This window comes from Hyphomonas sp., assembly GCF_041398465.1.
In the GTDB taxonomy this organism is placed as follows: domain Bacteria; phylum Pseudomonadota; class Alphaproteobacteria; order Caulobacterales; family Hyphomonadaceae; genus Hyphomonas.
This window is the reverse complement of record NZ_JAWKUS010000001.1, coordinates 616,091-636,739: the sequence shown is the minus strand read 5'-3', so window position 1 is coordinate 636,739 and position 20,649 is coordinate 616,091. Positions and strand designations below refer to the sequence as shown.

21 protein-coding genes and 1 tRNA gene are annotated in these 20,649 nt (G+C 62.4%); 9 read left to right on the top strand and 13 right to left on the bottom strand.

Annotation, left to right across the window (positions count from 1 at the left end):
* Positions 1–22 precede the first annotated feature (22 nt).
* Both R3C98_RS03030 and R3C98_RS03025 read left to right on the top strand, forming a co-directional pair.
* Positions 23–988, top strand: a complete 966-nt coding sequence (locus tag R3C98_RS03030) for an acetyl-CoA carboxylase carboxyltransferase subunit beta (RefSeq protein ID WP_371312639.1) — start codon at positions 23–25, stop codon at positions 986–988.
* The gene (locus tag R3C98_RS03025; protein ID WP_371312638.1) at positions 985–2,238 is read left to right on the top strand and encodes a folylpolyglutamate synthase/dihydrofolate synthase family protein; all 1,254 of its coding nucleotides are present in this window, start codon (positions 985–987) and stop codon (positions 2,236–2,238) included. The genes R3C98_RS03030 and R3C98_RS03025 overlap by 4 nt, the downstream gene beginning before the upstream one ends.
* Positions 2,239–2,370: 132 nt before the next feature.
* On the opposite strand, the gene mscL is transcribed toward R3C98_RS03025, so the two are convergent.
* The 9 genes from mscL to aroA all read right to left on the bottom strand — a co-directional run bounded on the left by mscL (position 2,371) and on the right by aroA (position 11,210).
* Positions 2,371–2,784: a large conductance mechanosensitive channel protein MscL gene (gene mscL, locus R3C98_RS03020; protein ID WP_371312637.1), complete on the bottom strand. Its 414-nt coding sequence runs from the start codon at positions 2,782–2,784 to the stop codon at positions 2,371–2,373.
* A 106-nt stretch (positions 2,785–2,890) separates the two neighbouring features.
* The gene (ihfB, locus tag R3C98_RS03015; RefSeq protein ID WP_321490523.1) at positions 2,891–3,190 is read right to left on the bottom strand and encodes an integration host factor subunit beta; all 300 of its coding nucleotides are present in this window, start codon (positions 3,188–3,190) and stop codon (positions 2,891–2,893) included.
* Positions 3,191–3,300: 110 nt separating this feature from the next.
* Positions 3,301–5,247: a 30S ribosomal protein S1 gene (rpsA, locus tag R3C98_RS03010; RefSeq protein ID WP_371312636.1), complete on the bottom strand. Its 1,947-nt coding sequence runs from the start codon at positions 5,245–5,247 to the stop codon at positions 3,301–3,303.
* 133 nt (positions 5,248–5,380) lie between these two features.
* Positions 5,381–6,019 (bottom strand): (d)CMP kinase, encoded by a 639-nt coding sequence (cmk, locus tag R3C98_RS03005; protein WP_371312635.1) that lies wholly within the window; start codon positions 6,017–6,019, stop codon positions 5,381–5,383.
* Between the two features lie 127 nt (positions 6,020–6,146).
* Positions 6,147–6,929, bottom strand: coding sequence for an SDR family NAD(P)-dependent oxidoreductase (locus tag R3C98_RS03000; RefSeq protein ID WP_371312634.1), 783 nt, complete (start codon positions 6,927–6,929; stop codon positions 6,147–6,149).
* A gap of 65 nt (positions 6,930–6,994) precedes the next feature.
* Positions 6,995–8,077 carry an NADH:flavin oxidoreductase gene (locus tag R3C98_RS02995; RefSeq protein WP_371312633.1) on the bottom strand — a complete coding sequence of 361 codons (1,083 nt, stop codon included), beginning with the start codon at positions 8,075–8,077 and terminating at the stop codon, positions 6,995–6,997.
* 56 nt (positions 8,078–8,133) lie between these two features.
* The gene (locus tag R3C98_RS02990) at positions 8,134–8,640 is read right to left on the bottom strand and encodes a macro domain-containing protein (RefSeq protein WP_371312632.1); all 507 of its coding nucleotides are present in this window, start codon (positions 8,638–8,640) and stop codon (positions 8,134–8,136) included.
* Positions 8,641–9,105: 465 nt separating this feature from the next.
* Positions 9,106–9,651 carry a hypothetical protein gene (locus R3C98_RS02985; RefSeq protein WP_371312631.1) on the bottom strand — a complete coding sequence of 182 codons (546 nt, stop codon included), beginning with the start codon at positions 9,649–9,651 and terminating at the stop codon, positions 9,106–9,108.
* 206 nt (positions 9,652–9,857) lie between these two features.
* Positions 9,858–11,210: a 3-phosphoshikimate 1-carboxyvinyltransferase gene (aroA, locus tag R3C98_RS02980; protein ID WP_371312630.1), complete on the bottom strand. Its 1,353-nt coding sequence runs from the start codon at positions 11,208–11,210 to the stop codon at positions 9,858–9,860.
* A 113-nt stretch (positions 11,211–11,323) separates the two neighbouring features.
* Here aroA and R3C98_RS02975 point away from each other — a divergent pair, with 113 nt between their 5' ends.
* Both R3C98_RS02975 and R3C98_RS02970 read left to right on the top strand, forming a co-directional pair.
* Positions 11,324–11,839, top strand: coding sequence for a TIGR02300 family protein (locus R3C98_RS02975; protein WP_371312629.1), 516 nt, complete (start codon positions 11,324–11,326; stop codon positions 11,837–11,839).
* A 47-nt stretch (positions 11,840–11,886) separates the two neighbouring features.
* A tRNA-Ala gene (locus R3C98_RS02970) sits at positions 11,887–11,962 on the top strand.
* 27 nt (positions 11,963–11,989) lie between these two features.
* On the opposite strand, the gene R3C98_RS02965 is transcribed toward R3C98_RS02970, so the two are convergent.
* Both R3C98_RS02965 and R3C98_RS02960 read right to left on the bottom strand, forming a co-directional pair.
* Entirely contained in the window at positions 11,990–12,640 is a 651-nt protein-coding gene (locus R3C98_RS02965; RefSeq protein WP_371312628.1) for a LysE family translocator, read from the bottom strand.
* A gap of 77 nt (positions 12,641–12,717) precedes the next feature.
* Positions 12,718–13,038 carry a DUF1992 domain-containing protein gene (locus tag R3C98_RS02960; protein WP_371312627.1) on the bottom strand — a complete coding sequence of 107 codons (321 nt, stop codon included), beginning with the start codon at positions 13,036–13,038 and terminating at the stop codon, positions 12,718–12,720.
* Positions 13,039–13,252: 214 nt separating this feature from the next.
* On the opposite strand from R3C98_RS02960, the gene R3C98_RS02955 reads away from it, so the two are divergent.
* From R3C98_RS02955 to R3C98_RS02945, 3 genes are all read left to right on the top strand, one after another.
* Complete coding sequence (locus tag R3C98_RS02955; RefSeq protein WP_371312626.1) at positions 13,253–13,492, top strand: DUF1150 family protein; 240 nt, start codon at positions 13,253–13,255, stop codon at positions 13,490–13,492.
* Between the two features lie 153 nt (positions 13,493–13,645).
* On the top strand, positions 13,646–14,905 hold the full coding sequence (locus R3C98_RS02950; protein ID WP_371312625.1) for a parallel beta-helix domain-containing protein: 1,260 nt from the start codon (positions 13,646–13,648) through the stop codon (positions 14,903–14,905).
* On the top strand, positions 14,902–15,948 hold the full coding sequence (locus R3C98_RS02945; RefSeq protein ID WP_371312624.1) for an SO2930 family diheme c-type cytochrome: 1,047 nt from the start codon (positions 14,902–14,904) through the stop codon (positions 15,946–15,948). The genes R3C98_RS02950 and R3C98_RS02945 overlap by 4 nt, the downstream gene beginning before the upstream one ends.
* A gap of 10 nt (positions 15,949–15,958) precedes the next feature.
* On the opposite strand, the gene R3C98_RS02940 is transcribed toward R3C98_RS02945, so the two are convergent.
* Positions 15,959–16,543, bottom strand: a complete 585-nt coding sequence (locus R3C98_RS02940; protein ID WP_371312623.1) for a hypothetical protein — start codon at positions 16,541–16,543, stop codon at positions 15,959–15,961.
* A gap of 224 nt (positions 16,544–16,767) precedes the next feature.
* Here R3C98_RS02940 and R3C98_RS02935 point away from each other — a divergent pair, with 224 nt between their 5' ends.
* The gene (locus R3C98_RS02935) at positions 16,768–17,994 is read left to right on the top strand and encodes a threonine ammonia-lyase (protein ID WP_371312622.1); all 1,227 of its coding nucleotides are present in this window, start codon (positions 16,768–16,770) and stop codon (positions 17,992–17,994) included.
* Positions 17,995–18,090: 96 nt separating this feature from the next.
* Positions 18,091–18,975 carry an FKBP-type peptidyl-prolyl cis-trans isomerase gene (locus R3C98_RS02930; RefSeq protein ID WP_371312621.1) on the top strand — a complete coding sequence of 295 codons (885 nt, stop codon included), beginning with the start codon at positions 18,091–18,093 and terminating at the stop codon, positions 18,973–18,975.
* A gap of 3 nt (positions 18,976–18,978) precedes the next feature.
* On the opposite strand, the gene R3C98_RS02925 is transcribed toward R3C98_RS02930, so the two are convergent.
* Entirely contained in the window at positions 18,979–20,604 is a 1,626-nt protein-coding gene (locus R3C98_RS02925) for a caspase domain-containing protein (protein WP_371312620.1), read from the bottom strand.
* Positions 20,605–20,649: the final 45 nt, after the last annotated feature.

Here is a 20,649-nt window from a genome sequence, read left to right as displayed (position 1 = left end):
TTACAGCCGTGGAGGTTGTCGGATGAACTGGATCAACAAGGTCACCCCGCCGGGCCTGAAGACCATTCTGACCAAGCGTGACACGCCGGATGATCTGTGGGTGAAATGCCCGCTCTCCGGTGAACTGGTCTACAAGACCGATCTGGAAGAGAACTGGCATGTGACGCCGGCAGGCGCGCATATGCGTATTTCGCCGCGCACGCGCTTCCGTCTCCTGTTCGATGACGAGCGTTGGGAGCCGATTGAGCTGCCGGGCGTGGCATTGGACCCGCTGAAATTCAAGGACGACAAGCCCTATCCGGCCCGCCTGAAAGCGGCCAAGTCGAAGATTGCTGCTCGCGAAAAGAAAGAAACCGAAGGCGGCGGCGCCCCGCTGCTGCAGGACGACTGCATGGTCGCGGCCTATGGCAAGATCGGCGGCGTGCCTGCGGTCGTGCTTGTCCAGGATTTTGCCTTCATGGGCGGCTCGCTCGGCATGGCAGCCGGGGAGGGGTTCATCACCGCGGCCCACATGGCGCTGGCCCGCAAGGCCGCTTTCGTCGTCTGCACCGCTTCGGGCGGCGCGCGCATGCAGGAGGGCACGCTCAGCCTGATGCAGATGCCGCGCACGACTCTCGCCATCAACGAGCTGGCTGAAGCGAAGCTGCCTTACATCGTCGTGCTGACCGATCCGACCTCCGGCGGCGTCTCGGCGTCCTACGCCATGTTGGGCGATGTCCACATTGCGGAGCCGGGTGCGATGATCGCTTTCTCCGGCCCGCGTGTGATCGAACAGACGATCCGCGAAAGCCTGCCCAAAGGCTTCCAGCGGTCCGAATTCCTGCGTGAAAAAGGCCAGGTCGATATCGTGGTCGACCGCCGCAAGATGAAGGATACGCTCTCGCGCGTGCTCTCCATGCTGATGCCGAAGTCGCGCCGCGCCAGTGACAGCGTACCGGCCTCGCTCAATCCGCCCAAAACGCATGTTGCCAAGGGCAAGACTGATTGAGCGGAGACAGTGCGGCCCTTGCCGCAGCGCTGAAGCGTTTCGAGGGGCTCTATCCTGAGACGATACACCTGTCGCTGGGACGGGTCGAAGCTGCTCTGGAAGCGCTCGACCGCCCGCAGGACCGTTTGCCGCCTGTCATTCATGTCGCCGGAACGAACGGGAAGGGGTCCACGACCGCCTTCATGCGCGCGATGGCCGAAGCAGCTGGCCTGAAAGTCCATGTCTTCACCAGTCCGCACCTTGTCCGCTTCAACGAGCGCATCCGGCTGGCCGGAGACATCGTCGATGATGAGCGCCTGATCGGTTGGTTGGAGCAGACCTACGAGGCCATCAAGGGCCAGGAAATCACCCATTTCGAAGCGACGACAGCGACGGCGCTGCTGGCGTTTTCAGAAGTGCCTGCGGACCTTCTGATCCTCGAAGTCGGCCTCGGCGGGCGCTATGACGCGACCAATGTGATTGAGGCGCCAGCCCTCTGCGTGATCACGCCGGTGGACTTTGATCACAAGGCGTTTCTCGGTTCCGACATTCGCAAGATTGCAGGCGAGAAAGCGGGCATCATCCGCCCCGGCCGCCCGGTGCTGAGCGCGATCCAGCGCAAGGTCTGCGACGAGGTGATTACGGCCGAAGCAGCCCTGAAAGACGCCCCGCTCTACAAGCTCAAGGCGCACTATATCGATGCCATGCCGGATCATATCGGACTTATAGGCGAGCATCAGCGGGCCAATGCAGCACTTGCGGCGATGGCGATGCAGCTGTTCGGCAACTCCACCCGCATCTCGCAGGAGGCGATCTTCGAGGGTGCGCGCACCGCGACATGGCCAGCCCGGATGCAGCGCCTGAAAGACGGCCCGCTGACCGCATTGGTGCCGGGTAGGGAGGTCTGGCTGGATGGCGGGCACAACCCGCACGCGGCCCGCGCCATCGCTCGTCATCTGAAGAAGCAGGACGGAAAGACAGTGCTCGTTTCGGCGATGCTCGCCTCGAAGGATGCGACGGGTTTCTTCCTGCCGTTCCGTACGCTGCGCCCGCCGGTCTTCACCGTGCCGAACGCGCCGGGCCACAGGGCCGCTGAGCCAGCCGAGCTGGCCGAAGCGGCGAACACGGCCGGCCTCGATGCGACCCCGTGCGACAGCCTTGAAGCCGGGCTGAAGGCGGCGGCTGAAACCGGCGCGGACCGGATCCTGATCTGCGGTTCGCTTTACCTGGCCGGGGAAGTGCTTTCAAAGAACGGGGAAGAACCGGTCTGAGGCACTGACGACAATACCGGGCAAGGAAAAAGGGCGGCCAAACAGGCCGCCCTTTCCACTCTACACGTACTCTACTGTCCGGGAGTATGGTTCTTGAACCTTAACAGAACCCGAACACGGTGACCGCAGGGCCTAGCTGGACTGTTTGGCCAGAAGGTTGCGGATCTCTTCCAGAAGCACTTCCTGGCGCGGCGGGGCCGGCGGCGGGGCAGCTTCTTCCTTTTTCTTCAGCTTGTTCATGCCCTTGATGATCATGAACATGACGAAGGCAACGATGATGAAGGAAATGATCGCCGAGATGAAATTGCCGAGTTCCACGATCGCGGCAGGCTTGGCGACCTCACCGGCTTCATCGAGCACTTCCGGTGTGATCGTGAAGGCGATGGAGGACAGGTCGATCCCGCCCATGATCGGGGCCAGGAGTGGCAGGAAGACACCCTGGATAAAAGCCGTGACCACGGTGGCGAATGCGCCGCCCATGACAAAGCCGACGGCCATGTCGATCAGATTGCCTTTAAGGGCGAATTCCTTGAATTCCTTGAGCATTTTAGTATCCCCTCCCGAGGTTCCAAGCCTGGATACTTGCCGGATTGATCCTATTATTCGGGAAATCGGTCAAGGCAGCTCGTCAATTGCGAGAGCGTCGCGAGACTTATCTCGCCTCAGGATCCTCGCCGCCATTCACGCGGGCGCGTAATTCCTTGCCGGCCTTGAAGAAGGGGACGGACTTCGCCGGAACTTCCACCGGTTCACCTGTGCGCGGGTTGCGCCCCTTGCGGGAATCCCGCTGGCGGACCGAAAAGGCGCCGAAGCCGCGCAGCTCTACACGGTCACCGCGGGCGAGCGCGGCGGCGATCTCGTCGAGGATGACATTCACGACCTTTTCCAGATCTTCCTGGCGCAGGTGAGAATATTCAGTCGCGAGTTTTGCGATCAGTTCAGACTTCAGCATCCCTTTGATATAAAACGCATTTGCGGCGGGAGCGCTAGGCCCCCGCCGCAAAGATTTCATCAAATTTAGAAAGCTGGTCTCGCCGGCCCTTTCAGGCCGGCTTACCCGGCTCAGCCTTGAAGGGCTTCTGCCTCGGCTTTCCAGTCAGCGCCTTTGCCGGACGTACCGACTTCTTCTTCCAGCGCTGCCAGCTGATCGTCCGTCATGGAAGCGATCTGCCAGAAGTGGAAGATGCCGGCTTCATTCAGCTTTTTTTCGAAAGCCGGGCCAACGCCTTTGATCTGCTTCAGATCGTCTGCGTCACCCTGCGGAGCGGCCAGGCGGCCGTTCGCTTCGGCATCGCCGGAAGCTGCCGGAGCGGCTTCCTTGCCACCCGAGGAGGCCAGGGCTGCGCCGAGAATGTCGCCCAGCGACGCGCCGGCATCTGCCGAACCGTACTGTGCAACAGCTTCTGCTTCTTCGGCAATTTCGAGCGCCTTGATCGAGAGCGACACGCGGCGCGAGCCACGATCGACCTGGACCACTTTGGCGTCGACCTTGTCACCGACAGCGAAGCGTTCCGGACGCTGATCAGCGCGATCACGCGACAGATCGGAGCGGCGGATGAACGACTTCATGGCCGGTTCGCCGAATTCGACTTCGATACCGCCCGAGGTGATCTCGGTGACGGTGCAGGTCACGGTCGCACCGCGCTTCACGCCGCCGGTGTTGAGCGATTCCATCGGATCGCCCGCCAGCTGCTTGATGCCCAGCGAGATACGTTCCTTGTCGACGTCGACGTCGAGCACTTTCGCCTTGACCACGTCGCCCTTGTTGTAGGCTTCGATGGCCTGGTCGCCCGACTGATCCCACGAGATGTCGTTGATGTGGACCATGCCGTCCAGATCCGGGCCGAGGCCGATGAACAGGCCGAACTCGGTGATGCCACGGACTTCGCCTTCGATCTCGGTGCCGATCGGATGCTCTGCCAGGAAGGCCGACCACGGATTGTCCATGGTTTGCTTGAGGCCGAGCGAGATACGGCGCTTGTCGCTGTCGACGTCCAGCACTTCCACATCGACTTCCTGGGAAGTCGAGAGGATCTTGCCGGGGTGCACGTTCTTCTTGGTCCAGCTCATTTCAGAGACGTGGATCAGGCCCTCGACACCGTCTTCCAGCTCCACGAAGGCGCCGTAGTCGGTGATGTTGGTGACGACGCCCTTCAGGCGGGCACCAACCGGGTAACGCACATCCATGCCGTCCCACGGGTCGGAACCGAGTTGCTTCATGCCGAGCGAGATACGCTGGGTTTCCGGATTGATCTTGATGATCTGGACTTCGACTTCCTGGCCGACCTCGACCACCTGAGACGGGTGGTTGATGCGCTTGTAGGACATGTCGGTGACGTGCAGCAGGCCGTCGATGCCGCCAAGGTCAACGAACGCACCGTAGTCGGTGATGTTCTTGACGATACCCTTGCGGACGTCGCCTTCAGCCATGTCGGAAACGATTTCAGCACGCTGTTCGGCGCGGCTCTCTTCGAGGATGGCGCGGCGCGAAACAACGATGTTGCCGCGGGCGCGGTCCAGCTTGAGAACGGCGAACGGTTGCACTTCGCCCATGAGCGGGCCGACGTCGCGGACCGGGCGGATATCCACCTGAGAGCCCGGAAGGAAGGCGTTGACGCCGCCGAGGTCGACGGTGAAGCCGCCTTTGACGCGGCCGGAGATGGCGCCCTTCACCGGTTCGTTGGCGTTGAAGCTCTTTTCGAGCTTGATCCAGCGCTCTTCACGGCGGGCCTTGTCACGGGACAGGACAGCGTCGCCAAGGGCGTTTTCGATACGGTCGAGATAAACATCGACAATATCGCCGCCTTCCGGCTGCTTGTCTTCCATCGAGAATTCGCGGAGCGGGATACGGCCTTCGGTCTTGAGGCCGATATCGACGAGTACGGCGTCGTTTTCAATGCGGATAACGGTGGCCGGGACAACCTGGCCTTCCTGCATTGCGGCGGCCGCAGCCGACGATTCGAACATGGATGCGAAATCGTCGGAAGTGGGGTTCATTGAGTCAGTCATGTAAGGTTCCTGAGGCGGGGCGAACGGTTCAAGGCAGGCGCGCACCATTGCGGCCTGCGGGATCGACCCGAGAGCGTGGTCTCTTTAATCTTCAGTGGTGCAGCCTGTTTGGATTTGAAGCCGAAAGGCTCCTTCAGGTGCGGTTTCCACGGGCGAGAGCGGCTTTTACAGCTGCCAGCGCCTTTTCCACTGCGGCCTCTATAGTCAGGTCGGTGGTATCGATCAAGATAGCATCTGCCGCCATCTGGGCGGGCGCGTCGGCCCGGTTCTGGTCCCGCTGGTCCCGTTCGCGCAGCTGCTGGATCACCTGTTCGAGGGAAACCTCCTCGCCGAAGCCGAGAAGCTCGCGCCAGCGCCGGTATCCGCGCTGTTCCACATCGGCGTCGACCCACAGCTTCACGTCGGCATCCGGGGCGATCACGGTGCCGATGTCACGGCCATCGAGGAGCGCGCCGCCGTCCTGCAGGGCGAAGGCGCGCTGCAGCTCGAACAAGGCCTTGCGGACCTTCGGGAGCGCGCTGACTTTCGAGGCAGCCTTGCCGGCCTCGGCGGTGCGCAATTCGGCTTCATTGAAGCTGCCAAGGTCTAGCCCCGACGCAATGTCTGCGAGGCGCGGTTCATCATCCAGCGCAACACCGGCTTTCAGGGCGGCGACAGCTGTGGCGCGGTAAAGGCGCCCGGTATCCATGTGCGGCAGGCCGTACCAGGCGGCGAGCCGCTTGGAGATGGTGCCTTTCCCGGAGGCCGTCGTGCCGTCAATCGCAATGATCATGGGCGCGGGGATTGGGCGAAGCGCCAGCCCAAGTCAAGCAAGGAGCGGTGTGGCGTGCCATCTCACAAGCGAAGCGAAGGCGCAGCGGCCCCGGGCCGGAGGTCCGGGAGCCGCCGCGAGCAATCGATCAACGCGGCGCCATGCGGATGGCGCCGTCGAGGCGGATGCACTGGGCGTTGAAATAGGTGTTGCGGGCGAGCTCCATGGCCAGCGATGCATATTCTTCCGGCTTGCCGAGACGTTTGGGGAAGGGGACCGACGCGGCGAGGCTGTTCAGCACCTTGTCCGGTGCGCGCAGCATCAGCGGCGTTGCGAAGATGCCCGGCATGATCGAGTTCACGCGGATGCCGATATCCATCAGGTCACGCGCCATGGGCAGGACGAGGCCGTTCACGCCCGCCTTGCAGGAGCCGTAGACGACCTGGCCGATCTGGCCGTCCTGCGCCGCAACCGAGGCGGTCAGCGTGATGCAGCCGCGCTCGCCGTCTTCCATTTCCGGAAGCGTCGACATGCCGAGCGCCGAAAGCGAGGCGATCCGGTAGGAGGCGACCAGCACGCCCTGTGCGCCGAACGCGTAGTCTTCGGTCGGCAGGCGCTTGTAGCGGGCATTCTCCTTGTCCCAGGACAGCGTCTTGCCGCCCTTGGCTGCCATGGCGCAGTGGACGGTGATGCGTTCCTGTCCGTTGGCAGCGCGGGCTTTTTCGAAGCCGGCCACGCAGGAGTCTTCGTCCATGATGTTCACATTGCAGAAGATGCCGCCGATTTCCTTGGCGGTGGCTTCGCCGGCTTCTTCATTGATGTCGAAAATGGCGACCTTGGCGCCGGCTGCGGCGAGCGCGCGGGCCGTGGCCTGGCCGAGGCCAGACGCTCCGCCGGTGACGACTGCGGCGGTATCATTGGTGATCTTCATGGTGTTTCCTCCTGATTATAATGGATCATGCCGGACTATAGCGGACTATAATGGACTATGGCGGATCAGGCGTCTTCGGCGACGAAGCCCTTCCACGTCTTCATGTATGTCAGGAAGGCGTCGCCCAGCTTCTCTGCACGCAGGTGCGCTTCCGGCACGGGCAGGGCGATGGGCGTGAAGTCCGGATCGGCCTCCAGCTTTTCCGGGAAGTCATGGTGCAGGATCGCGCCGCGCCCGATGGCGACAAAGTCCAGCCCCGCTTCCATGGCCTCCCTGCAGGCCGCGCCTGTGGTCAACTTGCCGGCCGCGCCGAGACGGCAATCGCCGCGCGGCAGGTCTGTGAAGCAATCGACCAGACGCTTACCCTTGAAGGCCGCGTCTTCCGGTTCCTTGAACGTGTCCCATAGCGACATGTCGAGATAGTCGACCTTGCCGCCGGTCATGACTTCGCCCGCAAGACGGCGGATCTCTGTGAGATCCATGCCGAAGCGTTCCGGAGACAGGCGCACGCCGAGGGAGAAGTCCTTGCCGCATTCAGCCCGCACGGCATCGATCATGTCGGTCAGGAACTTCACGCGGTTCTCGTAAGGCCCGCCCCATTCATCCTCGCGCAGGTTCACCTCGCCACTGATGAACTGGCAGATCAGATAGCCATGCGCGCCGTGCAGTTCCACGCCGTGGAAACCGGCTTTCTCCGCGCGCTTTGCCGCCGCGACAAATGCATCGAAGGCTTCCTTCACCTCGTCGCCGGTCAGGGCGCGGGCGCCGAATTCCTCATTGTCGGATGGGCAGACGGGCGTCTCGCCAATCACTTCCTTGGGCGAACGCATGCCCGCATGGTGTAGCTGGACGACCGAATGCGTGCCGGTCCTGTTCAGCGCTTCGGCCAGGCGCGAGAGGCCCGGCAGGTGCTTGTCGTCGAAAATGCCAAGCTGGCCGGGGAAGCCCTGGCCGATGGCCTGCACATGGGCCGCGCAGGTCATGGTCATGCCGAAGCCGCCTTCGGCCCGGTATGTCAGCCAGCGGAATTCGTCATCGCTGAGCGTGCCGTCGGCATGGCTCTGCAGGTTTGTCAGCGGCGCCAGCATGAAGCGGTTCTTCATGGCTGGGCCATGGGCGAGGGTCATGGGTTCGAAAAGACGTGTCATGCCCACACTTTGGCGCGGGCAGCGGAGACGTCAATTTCTGCCGCAGGGGCAGGCGATTACCGGATCGCGTTCAGTGCGGCAGCGATTGCGGCCCGGTTTTGCGGGTCGACGACGGCAAACACGATGTCGGCATCGCGGGCCATCGGATGGCGCGCGCAGATTGTGACGGCGATATGGGCCGCCTGCGCAGGCGGGTAGCTATAGGCCCCGGTCGAGATCGCCGGGAAGACGATGCGGCGGAGATTCCGCTGGCTGAGTTCGGTCAGGCAATTGCGGTAGCAGTTCGCCAGAACGTCTGCCTCGCCATTCTGGCCGCCATGCCAGACCGGGCCGACCGTGTGGAAGATGAGCCGTGGGGCAAGACCGAAGCCTTCGGTGACACGCACCTCGCCCGGCGGGCAGGGGGCGAGCGGCCGGCAGGCTTCTTTCAGCGCAGGCCCGGCCGCGTTGTGGATGACTCCATCCACGCCTCCGCCGCCCATCAGGCTGGAATTGGCAGCATTGACGATGACGTCCGTGTCTATGTCGAGCAGGCTGCCGGGATAGAGAACGAGACGGGGCATCAGAGGTCACTTCGTTTCGCTGCCTGGTTCAGGCAGATGGAAGAGAGGTATCAGCGCGGGGCTGTTCTTCATAGGGAGGGCATGGGTTTGGGGGCATGCCGCCGAAGCGGATTCACGAACGACGACTATTGGCCCTTTTCAGACCTTTGTTGGGCCCTAAGCCAAGGACAGGAAAATCTACGCCTCGTTCGCCAAGTCTGTCACTGAAACGGACCGGTAGGTTGAGCGAAACTTTCGAAAGCATCGTCTGGAAGGGGGGGAAGTGTACGATGTGGCTACGGTGCTAGAACTGCCCATTTAATTGCTTTTTGAAGATATGGCGAAAAGCGCGACAGCGAATCGGAGCAAGCCTGAGAGGCGGCGGAACGTTTGCCTTATGTGGGGCGACCGGGCTCAGTCGCTTGCGAGGCTTCAAACAATGGCACGTGTCCTGAAGGCTATGCTGTAGATATTTCAGCATTCAGGCTAGTCGCATCTGATCACCGATCCGATTACCTGACACCTCGAACCATCGCTACCTATTAGAACATTGCCCACTTGCTGGTAAGAGACCCCATTGGAACCTATGAAATTTGATCCAACCTGATTGAATGTCACGCCGGTAGAGCCAATCGTCGGTTGGGCGACCTGCGGGGATTCCCAACTCTGGCGCAGTCCACTGATTTGTTCTGTATTCTGGTTGATTGCGTTGGCTGTTTTGTTCAGAGAATTGGAAATATCTTGAAGGGCTTGGCGCCGAGCTTCATACTCCTGCTGCCGTGCAGACTGCCTCGCGTAGTAACCGCGTGCGATTTCTTCCGTAAAGGGCGCAACGAAGCCGGATGGATCTCCATTCTGGTCAGTGCACTTAGCGAAGCCTCCGTGGTCAACTACATTTTCCGTGCAATCACCAACATACAGGTACGGCTTACCTTCAAGATAAACGACCCTTTCCTGCGGAGTGGTTTCACACCCTCCCAATAGTATGAGCATGCCCGCCAAGGTCACGGTGACCGCTAGTTTTTGTTTCATTTGCAACCCCTCCACATACGTCGTTGGCTCATTCCTACACAGGACGATATTTGGTGCAACTATCGGACGATAAGCTGCTGCGACAGAACAATTGGTCGAAAAGCTATTCACCCACCTTTTTCAGGTGCGAGACTTCTTCAAAACACCTGATGGTGTAAGCGAGCATCCTAAACTCGCCCCGGAATCAGCCGTTCGGGGTTCTTCCTTTATATCTGACTCCCGCGACTTTCAGCCGGTCCCCCCTCCGAAATATCTGCGCCCAGCGTCGCCATATGGGCGAGGAAGTCCGGATACGATGTATCGATCATGGAGATGTCGTCGACGCGGACAGGGTTCTGCGCGGCGGTGCCCATGACCAGCGCGCTCATGGCGATGCGGTGGTCGTGGTGGGTTTCGACGAGACCGCCGCCCGGCACTTTGCCGGCGCGGCCCTGCACGATGAAGCCGTCGGGCGTGCCTTCCGCCTCGACGCCGTTTGCGCGCAGCATGGCAACGGTGGCGTCGATGCGGTCTGACTCTTTCACGCGCAGTTCTTCGGCGCCGGTGACGATGGTCTCGCCCTCGGCAAAGGCGGCGAGGACGGCGAGGATCGGGAATTCGTCGATCATGGAGGCGACATAGCGCTCCGGCACGTGGATGCCTTTGAGGTGGGCATAGCCGGACGCGATATTGATCTGGCGCTCACCTGCGGCTTCGCCGGCTTCTTCCGCGCCGAGATGCGCGCCCATCAGGTTTGCGACATCGTAGAAGCCGGACCGGGTCGGGTTCGACATGACGCCGTCGACCTGCACGTCGCTGGCCGGGGAGAGGATGCCTGCGGCGACGAGGAAGGCGGCAGAGGAGGGGTCGCCCGGAATCGCGGCCTCGATGGCGCGCAGCGTCTGGCCGCCTTCGATGGAGATGCGCGTCGGTTCGCCCGGCTTGCGCTCAACGCCGACCTCGACGCCGAAACCGCGTAGCATGCGCTCGGTATGGTCGCGGGTGGGCTTGGCCTCTTCCACGACGGTCGTGCCGTTCGCTGAGAGACCTGCGAGCATCACGGCAGACTTCACCTGCGCGGAGGCCTGCGGCGGGGCGTAGGTGATCGCCTGCAGGTTTTTCGTGCCGGTCAGCGAGAAGGGCAGGCGCCCGTCCGGGCCGGCAGTGTCGGTCAGGCCCATCTGGCGCAGCGGGGTGAGGATGCGGTTCATCGGGCGGGAGCAGAGGCTCTTGTCACCGGTCAGCTCCGCGGTCAGGTCATGCCCCGCCATGACGCCCATCATCAGGCGCGAGCCCGTGCCGGAATTTCCGAAGTCCAGAATGCCTGCCGGAGAGGAGAGGCCTTTTGCGCCGACGCCGGTGACTTCCCAGGCCCCGCCGCCCAGGCGTTTCACGTCTGCGCCAAGGGCCGACATGGCCGCGCCAGTGCGCAGAACATCGTCGCCTTCCAGCATGCCGGTAAAGTGGCTTGTGCCCTCTGCGAGGCCCCCGAAAATCAGCGCGCGGTGGCTGCAGGATTTGTCGCCAGGGGCCCTGACGGCGCCTTTCAGGGATTTGACGGGACGGCTTGTCCAGACCATGTAGTTTTCCGAGCTGAATTTTTGCGTGAATTGGGGCTTTGACAGCGCGCGGCGTTCATGGCAAGCGCCGCCCAGACCAAAATCCAGAAATCCAACGAGGAGGCGTGTCGCCCGTGTCGAAAGACAAGCTTGGAACCAAACAGGTTTGCCCATCCTGCGAAGCCCGTTTCTACGACCTCAACAAACGACCGGCTGTGTGCCCGAAGTGCGGTGAGGAATTCGACCCCGAAGACGAGGTCATCCGCACCACCATCACCAAGGTGAAAGCCAAGGCGGCCCGCGCTGCGGTCAAGGCCGAGGACGAAGACGAGGATGACGACGACGAGGACGAGAAGGCAACGGCCGCCCGCGACGACGACGATTCCGATGACGAGGATGAAGGCGACGACGAGGACGAAGCGAAGGAACTCGGCGAAGACGACGATGAAGTGATCCTCGAAGGCGGTGACGACGAGGAAGACGACGAATCAAGTTCGAAAGTGCCGAGCGGCTTCAACGAAGACGGCGTCGACGACGATGACGATGACGACATCATCCTCACCGATGACGATGATGACGATTTCGAAATCGACGAAGACGGCGACGATGACGATGATCTCACCCTCGATGACGAGGAAGATGAAGAATAGACTTGAAAGCCGGAAGACGGGGGGATAAACCCCGCTCTTCCCGGTCCGGGGCCATAGCTCAGTTGGGAGAGCGCTTGCATGGCATGCAAGAGGTCAGGGGTTCGACTCCCCTTGGCTCCACCATTTCCTTCCGGACAGTTCGGCCAGTTCCTACGCTGATTTCAGCGTCAGCAGCCTGATGCCCGCTGCGCCGAAGAGCGTTCCGATCACAATGTCGAAAGGCCGCCGCATTTTCCGGTAGGCCGCCACGGCTGACCGTGTGGAAAACAGGCAGGCGTATCCGACAAAAATGGCCGTCCCGGCGAAGGCACAGACGGTCACGGCTGTGAACAGGAAGGCTGGCGGGGCTGTGGAGGCCGCGCCGACGGACAGGGTCGCCATCCAGACAAGCGGCGCTTTCGGATTGGTCAGGTGCAGCAGCAGTCCGCGCAGATATTGCCGGCTGTGCGAAACCGGGGCGGGCGCTGCTTCGGGTGCATCTGAAGATGCCTTGCGGCTCGCAGACCGGAAGGCCTTGAAGGCCAGGAAAAGCAGGTAGAGGCCGCCTGCCATCTTCATCGCCGTGAAGAACAGGACAGAGGCCTTCAGCGCCGCCACAAAGCCGAGCGCGGCGACCAGGGCCCAGAAGATCGACCCCGTCACGATGCCGAGCGAGAGCATGACGCCAGCGGCCCGCCCTTCGCGGGCGGAGACATTCAGGATCATCAGCGTCGCCGGGCCGGGGCTGGCCGCGCCGACGATGAAAACGGACAGGATCAGCAACAAGTTCGGCAGGTACTGGCTGAGGATTTCGGGCGGCATGACGCGTCTCTTCCGGCTTCAATGGAAGGGCAGCCATAGCAGGGAACGGGTCGCTCAGGCAGGCCGCTGCGCTGATCTTATCGTTTAAGGAATTTGCGCCTGGCTTCCTGTTCGATGCTGAGGCGCATCTGCAGGTCGGCGAGTTTCGCCATCACCTTTTTACGCGCTTCCTCGTTCGGCGCGTCGCGCAGCGCCTGCATTTCCGCCTCGACCGCCTTGCGCAATTCGATCTCGCGGGGGAGCGCACCAGCCTCCGCCATGATGCGGTAGCCGACTGCGTCGCTGCCGCCGGTGAAACCTTCCTTCGGCAGGGGCTTTCCGGCGCCTTCAAGATTGTCCAGCTGCCCTTCAGCCTGCGCTTTCAGGATCTGACGCTCTGACAAGCTTGAAAATTTCATCCTGTGCCTCCCGGGGGCTCACCTCGGAAATATAGCAGATAACCCCGGAAAATCCGCAATTTTTCGTGATTTTCCGCCCGCATGATGCCGCACCAAAGCACTTGAAGCGCCACAATTGGACCCCACCTTGAATGTGAACGAAAGGTGCCCAAAGGTACCCACCCAAGGGACCCCATGTTCGCCGTATCTTTCGTGCGACGAAAGGAGTGCCGACATGTTGAACGACGAAAACACACCCCGCTTCGATGCGGATCCTATCGTCTACATTCGCCACCTGGGTGCAGACGAAGTGCAGGACCTCGTGCCCGCCAATGCCCTTGAAGGGATTGGCCGGCCGGAAGACCTGTTCATTGTGTCCTCTGCCGACGGCCAGCAACTGGCCATCGTGGAAGGCCGTGACGCGGCTTTCGCCACTGCCCGGCTGCATGACCTGACCCCGGTCAGCGTGCACTAAAGGACCATGTAGAACACCATATATAGACCATGTATGGACCATGTACGCCCCGCCCGCAGAGATGCCGGCGGGGCTTTCTTTTTGTGGCCCTTGCTATTTCCTCCGCAGAAGTTGACACTGGCGTCAACTATGATCTCGGGGAGGAGAACGGGCATGAGACCCATCATTCTGGCAGCGGCCACAGCCGCAATCCTGGCGCCCGTCGCGTGTTCCAAAAATGAAGCCCCTGCGCCGGAGGTTGCCGCACCTGCCGAAGACGGGATCGTGCATGTTTCGGCTGACGGCGACTTTGCCGAGAACCTGCAACTCGCCCTGATCGAAGCCGAACCCGGCCAGACCATCGTCATGCCCGAAGGCACCTTCGAGTTCACGACCGGCCTGTCGCTGGATGTGGATGATGTCACGCTCGCCGGAGCCGGGCAGGGCAAGACCATCCTCGACTTTGCCGGGCAGACCGGCGCGGGCGAGGGCCTCTTGGTGACTGCCGACGATGTCGTGCTGACAGATTTCGGCATCCGCGACACGAAAGGCGATGGCATCAAATCCAAGGATTCCGACCGCATCACCTATCAGTACCTGACGGTCGAATGGTCCGGGGAGCCGGACGAGACGAACGGCGCCTATGGCATCTATCCGGTCGAATCGACCGATGTGCTGGTTCAGAACTGCACCGTCCGCGGCGCCTCTGACGCGGGCATCTATGTCGGCCAGTCGCAGAACATCATCGTCCGGGACTCGGTCGCCGAATACAATGTCGCCGGGATCGAGATCGAGAACTCGTCCTATGCGGACGTGTACGGAAATATCGCGCGCCACAATGCGGGCGGCATTCTTGTCTTCGATCTGCCGGACCTGCCCGTGATGGGCGGACATTCCACGCGCGTCTATGACAATGACATTGTCGAAAACAACACAGTGAACTTCGCCCCCGTCGGCAATATCGTGGCGGGCGTGCCGAGCGGCACGGGCCTGATCGTGATGGCGAACTCCGATGTCTATGTCACCGGCAACCGGTTCAAGGACAATCGCAGCGTCCATGTCATGCTGACGGCTTATACCGAGCCGTTCACGGATGAAAATTACGGCCCGCTGCTGGACGACATCACCGTGACCGGCAACACCTATGAAGGCGGGCTGGACGATCCGCAGGGCATGCTGGCGCCCTTAGCCGCGGCGCTTGGTGGCCAGCTGCCGGCCATCATGACCGATGGCGTGACCCGCTGGAATGGCGGCGAAGACCAGCCCGTGAATCTCGTCATTGCCGAGGCGCCTGAGGTCGGCTTCATCAATATCGGGCTTGGCGAATACCCGATCGATCCGGCGAAGATGCAGCCCAGCATGGACCGTCCGGCCTCCACCCCGGTGCCGGAGCGTGACGCAGTTGTCCTGCCGCAGGACCAGAAACAACCATGAGGACTGGGTTCCCGCTTGCCTGCCTGATCCTGGCGGCCTGCGGGGCGGGACAGGCGGCAGGCCCGGTCACGCCCGATCTCGCAACCATTCTGGCCGACAAGCCCGCACCGCTTCTGTCCGACTACGGATTTTTCGAGGATGCGGGCGGGAACATGCCGGCCGAGCGTGTGAAGGCCTATGACCTGATCAATCCGCTCTTCTCCGATGACGCGGCCAAGCACCGCTTCATCTATGTGCCGCCGGGCGAGATGGCGAAGGAAGATGGCGCCGGTATTCCGGACTATCCGGTCGGCACGGCGCTGATCAAGACATTCGCGTTTGCCCCTGATATGCGCAGCCCGGAAGAGGGCGCCTACAAGGTCGAGACCCGGGTGATCATCCGCAAGGCCGATGGCTGGGCCGCGTTTCCCTATGTCTGGAACGAGGACGGCACGGAGGCGAAATACGCGCCCACCGGCGCGCGGCTGACGATCGAAACGATCAGGCCCGGCGGCGAGCCGCTGGAAATCCACTACGAAGTGCCGAACAAGAACCAGTGCAAGACCTGCCACCAGTCGGGCGATGCGATCCGGCCCATCGGGCCGAAGCTGCGCAACCTCGATCATCCGGGCCCGGCCGGTGTGGACCAGCTGTCGGATTGGGTCGCGGCGGGCATTCTGGACGGCGTGCCGCTGGGCATGAAGGCGTCGCCCTCTGCCGTGGATGTGAGCCTGCCGCTGGATGCGCGGGCGCGCGGCTATCTCGACATCAATTGCGGCCATTGCCACAAGCCGGACGGATCGGCCTCGAATTCCGGCCTGTGGCTGACGCTGGAAGAAACCTCCCCCACGCGCCTTGGCCTGAAGAAGCACCCGACGGCGGCTGGAAGGGGTTCAGGCAACCGGCGCTATGTCATCGACCCGGGGCACCCGGAGGAATCGATCCTGGCCTTCCGCATGGCCTCCACCGAACCCGGCATCGCCATGCCCGAACTGGGGCGAACCTTGTCTGACCCGGTGGGGATCGACCTGATCAATCAGTGGATCGCGGGGATGGAGGAGTAGGGGGGAGGCTCTACGGGGTATCAATATTTATTTCGCGTACGTCCGGTTCAGAGACATAGAAGAAGCGACCGCTGCCCATCACATCAACATGGCGCACTGCGAACACTGGGTAAGTGAGCGGCAGCTCTGATTCCGGTGGGAGCGACTCTCTCAACTGGTCGGGATTGTTTATTGCGAGATCGGCGACGCGCTGGCCCGCAAGCGCCCACATGAGCTCTGCGTCAGATGCTTCATACTGCTGCGCATCTGCACCGAGCGGCATATTCCCCGGCTCGAAGCCGCCGGGGTTGGCCTCGGCCTGCGCCCGCCAGTATTCGAGCGTTTCCATGAGTTTTGGAAGGTTCGCTACGGTGGCTTCCGGCAGGCTTGGCATGGATGCCAGAAGGCCCGGTCGGTAATCGAGGAGCGTGTCAGGTGTCAGTTTGGGTTCGTAGTCAGGAAACTGTTCTTCAATCGACATCGTTTCCTGGCTGCTGTCCGGCACCTGACCAGCGGGTGTCGCAGGTTCTGCTGGCTCAGCGTGTTCGGTGTCCGAATTCGTGCAGCCACTGGAAAACAGGACCGCACAGAAGAGTGTTCCTGCCAGATGCTTCATGATTGATCCTCCTTGGCATCGCCGCTCTGCGGTGCGCCTCCACAGCCAATTCGTCGTTCAAACTAGTCCCGAGAACCGTTCGACGTCCACAGAGCGGGTAAATCAGGCCCAACTACACGCTTCTACTGACAATAATGCGGCGCCGCCCCAACTCCCTCTCCCGCTTGCTCTTCCACCCCCTCAGGCATAGGGTGCGCGCGCTTTAACCCCGAGGACCTGAAACCATGGCCGATACGCAGCGCACGCGCCTTCCCGTCACACTGGATGATGTGAAAGCCGCGGCCATGATTATTGCAGGCCAGGTCGAGCGGACGCCGTTCCGGCACTCGCGCACGCTGTCGGATATCACCGGCGCGGAAGTGTGGGTGAAGTTCGAGAACCACCAGTACACCGCCGCCTTCAAGGAGCGCGGCGCGCTGAACCGGCTGGCGTCCTTGTCCGAAGAGCAGAAAAAGGTGGGCGTCATCGCCGCCTCTGCCGGCAATCACAGCCAGGGCGTGGCCTATCACGCCAAGCGCCTCGGCATTCCGGCAACCATCGTGATGCCGGAAACGACGCCGTTCACCAAAGTCGAGCAGACCCGGTCGCACGGCTGCCGCGTGCTGCTGAAGGGCCTGAACTTCGATGAGGCCAAGGCCGAAGCCTATAATGTGCAGCAGCGCGAGGGGCTGACCTTCATTCACCCGTTCGACGACCCGCACATCATTGCAGGGCAGGGGACGGTCGCGCTGGAAATGCTGGAAGACAAGCCGGACCTCGACATGCTGGTCATCCCGATCGGCGGCGGCGGCCTGGTCGCCGGGTCTGCCGTGGCGGCCCGCGGGATCAATCCGGAGATCAGAGTCATCGGCGTCGAGGCGGCGATGTATCCGGCGATGAAGCAGGAACTCGCGGGCGAGCCCGTTCATGTTGGTGGCTCAACCATCGCCGAGGGCATCGCCGTCAAGGATGTCGGTCGGATGCCGCTGGAAATCGCCCGCCAGCTGGTGGACGATATCGTTCTCGTTGAGGAAGCGCATCTCGAACGGGCGATCACGCTTTATGTCGAGGTCGAGAAGACGATTGCGGAAGGCGCAGGCGCTGCGGGCCTTGCTGCGCTGCTGGCCCATCCGGCGCGCTTCAGCGGGCACAAGGTGGGTGTCGTGTTGTGCGGCGGGAACATCGACACGCGGCTGCTTGCCTCTGTGCTGACCCGGGCGCTGGTGCGCGAGAACCGGCTGGCGCGGATCCGCATCATCGGCGACGACCGGCCGGGCCTGCTGGCGCTGGTCTCCAAGATCATCGGCGATGCCGGGGCCAACATCATGGAAGTCGCCCACAACCGCATCGCGCTGGACGTGCCGGCCAAGGGCGCGGAGTTCGACATCCTGATCGAGACGCGCGACAGCCAGCACACGCAGGAAGTTGTCGAGGCACTGACCCTCGCCGGCTATCCGCCGCGCAGCATGTGACATCTGTAATGTTCAAGGCTGGCCGGGGCGGGTGACTTCGCCCCGGAAGCGGCCTAGACACTCAACCTGATAGAGAAGCCGAAACGGAGCCTCCAGATGAAGCGCATCCTCGCTGTTGCCGCCAGTGCGGCCCTTGTCCTCCTCGCTGCCTGCGGCGGCGGTGAAAAGGCGCCGACCGACGTCGATGCGGTGTTCGAACAACACCTGCCATGGAACCCGGATGCGAAGGGCGTCCAGACTGACGATACCGGCCTGCAATGGATCGTGATCCGGGAAGGGGACGGCAAGGGCGCCACGCCTGCCGTCAGCGACCTGGTGCGCGTCAACTATGAAGGCCGCACGGCCAATGGCGACAAGTTCGACTCCTCCTTCGATCGCGGCAAGCCGGCCATGTTCCGCCTGAACCAGGTGATCCCCGGCTGGACCATCGGCTTGCAGAAGATGCACGAGGGCGACCAGTACCTGTTCTACGTCCCGAACAAGCTGGCCTATGGAAATTCGGACCGGGGCGCCGTCATCAAGGCGGGTGACGACCTCGTCTTCCTGGTCGACCTTGTCGACCTGATGGAGCCGAAGTCGGTCGATACGGCAGCGTGGGAGAAATACACGCCGTGGAACCATGATGCGCCGGACGTGAAGAAGACCGGATCCGGTCTCGAATATGTCGTTCTGGCGAGCGGGGACGAAGGCGCCGCCAGTCCGGTGAACGGGCAGCAGGTCGTCGTCTATTATGAAGGCCGTCTCGCCGAGACGGGCGAAATGTTCGACAGCGCCTTCCAGCGCGGCGCGCCGGAAATCTTCCCGTCGAACCGGCTGATCCGCGGCTGGGTCGAGGCTCTTTCCATGATGAAACCGGGCGACCGCTGGTTGCTCTACATCCCGTCAGACCTCGCTTACGGCAAGAAGGGCACGCCGGGCGGCCCGATACCGGCGGATGCCGATCTCGTCTTCGAAGTCGAACTGGCGGACGTGCTGAACTAGCCCTCAGAGAGGGTCGGGATCCATCGGCGGGGACTCCTCCACCATCATTGGCGGCAGGTATGGCGCCGGGTCTTCGACGTCAGCCCGGAAATAGATCGGCAGGCGGACGGAGGTCTGGAACCAGGGCTGCTGCTGGCTGGCGGTGGCGGCGATCACATCGCCGCTGACCTGCAGCATGACCTTGTTGATGTCGATCCGGTCCGGAGACAGGATGCGGCTGGCAAAGGCGTCGGCGAAGACGGAAGGGCCAGTGGCGTCCGGCCGGGTGGTGCCGGGTTCGTCGGCATAGGCGATCACCACATTGGCGTCCGAGGTATAGCCGGCGAAGCCGGGCTCCAGCCCCTTGGTTTCCAGTGGTGAATCGTATGCCCGTCCGCAATCGACCATCAGGATCACGGCCTGCGCCTTGGAGGCTTCGAGGAACTCAACGGCGTCCTGCAGTTTCGCACCTCTTTCCTCTACTTCGTATTCGTTGCGGGGAAGCGGGCCATTGGGGATCAGGTAATTGTCCTCGCCATAGAGGGATGCTCCGTATCCGGCGAAATAGACAACGCCCACGCTGGCCGGGCCAGCGGCATTCAGGGCGTTCTGCATCATGGTCAGTCCATTCTGGAAGCCTTCAAGGTCAGCATTCTGGATGTGGCGTACCTTGTAACCGCTCTCACTGAGAGCGGCCGCGACTTTCGTGCCGTCAGCATGCGTATTGGGCAGGGCGTAGGCGCCGCTCCCGGCATAATCGTTCGAGAAGACGAGCGCGACCCGCAACGGATTCAGGCTGACCGGTGACATGGGCGCGCCCGGTGCCCGGCTCCACGCGCCGATCTTGATGTCGCTGGAGCGGCGCTGCAGGCGCGAGAGGTTCATGGGTTCCTGCCGCTGCAGCGTCATTTCCAGCACATCGAGACGCACATTCTCGAACATGTCGCGCACGGTGACGGCGGGTTCCAGAAGCCGGGTGCCGAGCGCTTTGGCGTAGGGGCCGTTATTGTCATCGGCCCGTCCGTCGCTGGCGGTCTCGCCCTCCCACGTCGCGAAGGAGATGAACATGTTGCGCTCTTCCGCGCTGCCGGCAGACCGGCGCAGGCCCCGGAAGGATTCGCCGCCGCCGAGGGCGCGTTCGGCTTCGGGCAATTTCAGCACATTGCGGCAGGCATCGATGGAGAGAACAGTCGGGCCGGGGCAATCGGTCAACTTGCCCATGACCCAGTCGAGCGAAACGGAATCGTCCCAAAGCGCTTCGTCCAGCACGGCAGCGTCCTCGACCGGGATCAGGAAGTTGCCTTCGCCTTCGCGGGCGGCGCCATGTCCGGAATAATAGACAAACCCCGTGGCGGCCGGCCCGCTGGCCTGCATCGCATCGACGAAGTTGCGGAAAGCGGACATCATTTCCGACCGTCCGGCATCTTTCACCACATCGCCGGTAACCAGCGAGAAGCCGCACTCGATGATGCCTTCGGCCACGAGGTGGGCATCCCGGACAGGATTGGCCAGCGTGCCGATGCCTTCGGAATAGGCCGCATTCCCGATAATCAATGCGTGGCGCGCAGGCGTTTCTTCCCCCAGCGCCCGGCCGGGCCAGGGCATGGCGGCAGCGCCTCCAAGCAGCAGAATATGCCGGCGTGAAATCATGTCGTTACTCCACCCGTCTCACGAGAGTGAATGGTCTCGTAGTGG

Bases quoted from the DNA above. Each gene is read 5' to 3' on its own strand.
- R3C98_RS03030 (WP_371312639.1), top strand. From the start codon at position 23: ATGAACTGGATCAACAAGGTCACCCCGCCGGGCCTGAAGACCATTCTG.
- mscL (WP_371312637.1), bottom strand. From the start codon at position 2,784: ATGCTCAAGGAATTCAAGGAATTCGCCCTTAAAGGCAATCTGATCGAC.
- ihfB (WP_321490523.1), bottom strand. From the start codon at position 3,190: ATGCTGAAGTCTGAACTGATCGCAAAACTCGCGACTGAATATTCTCAC.
- rpsA (WP_371312636.1), bottom strand. From the start codon at position 5,247: ATGACTGACTCAATGAACCCCACTTCCGACGATTTCGCATCCATGTTC.
- cmk (WP_371312635.1), bottom strand. From the start codon at position 6,019: ATGATCATTGCGATTGACGGCACGACGGCCTCCGGGAAAGGCACCATC.
- R3C98_RS03000 (WP_371312634.1), bottom strand. From the start codon at position 6,929: ATGAAGATCACCAATGATACCGCCGCAGTCGTCACCGGCGGAGCGTCT.
- R3C98_RS02995 (WP_371312633.1), bottom strand. From the start codon at position 8,077: ATGACACGTCTTTTCGAACCCATGACCCTCGCCCATGGCCCAGCCATG.
- R3C98_RS02990 (WP_371312632.1), bottom strand. From the start codon at position 8,640: ATGCCCCGTCTCGTTCTCTATCCCGGCAGCCTGCTCGACATAGACACG.
- R3C98_RS02985 (WP_371312631.1), bottom strand. From the start codon at position 9,651: ATGAAACAAAAACTAGCGGTCACCGTGACCTTGGCGGGCATGCTCATA.
- aroA (WP_371312630.1), bottom strand. From the start codon at position 11,210: ATGGTCTGGACAAGCCGTCCCGTCAAATCCCTGAAAGGCGCCGTCAGG.
- R3C98_RS02965 (WP_371312628.1), bottom strand. From the start codon at position 12,640: ATGCCGCCCGAAATCCTCAGCCAGTACCTGCCGAACTTGTTGCTGATC.
- R3C98_RS02960 (WP_371312627.1), bottom strand. From the start codon at position 13,038: ATGAAATTTTCAAGCTTGTCAGAGCGTCAGATCCTGAAAGCGCAGGCT.
- R3C98_RS02955 (WP_371312626.1), top strand. From the start codon at position 13,253: ATGTTGAACGACGAAAACACACCCCGCTTCGATGCGGATCCTATCGTC.
- R3C98_RS02950 (WP_371312625.1), top strand. From the start codon at position 13,646: ATGAGACCCATCATTCTGGCAGCGGCCACAGCCGCAATCCTGGCGCCC.
- R3C98_RS02945 (WP_371312624.1), top strand. From the start codon at position 14,902: ATGAGGACTGGGTTCCCGCTTGCCTGCCTGATCCTGGCGGCCTGCGGG.
- R3C98_RS02940 (WP_371312623.1), bottom strand. From the start codon at position 16,543: ATGAAGCATCTGGCAGGAACACTCTTCTGTGCGGTCCTGTTTTCCAGT.
- R3C98_RS02935 (WP_371312622.1), top strand. From the start codon at position 16,768: ATGGCCGATACGCAGCGCACGCGCCTTCCCGTCACACTGGATGATGTG.
- R3C98_RS02930 (WP_371312621.1), top strand. From the start codon at position 18,091: ATGAAGCGCATCCTCGCTGTTGCCGCCAGTGCGGCCCTTGTCCTCCTC.
- R3C98_RS02925 (WP_371312620.1), bottom strand. From the start codon at position 20,604: ATGATTTCACGCCGGCATATTCTGCTGCTTGGAGGCGCTGCCGCCATG.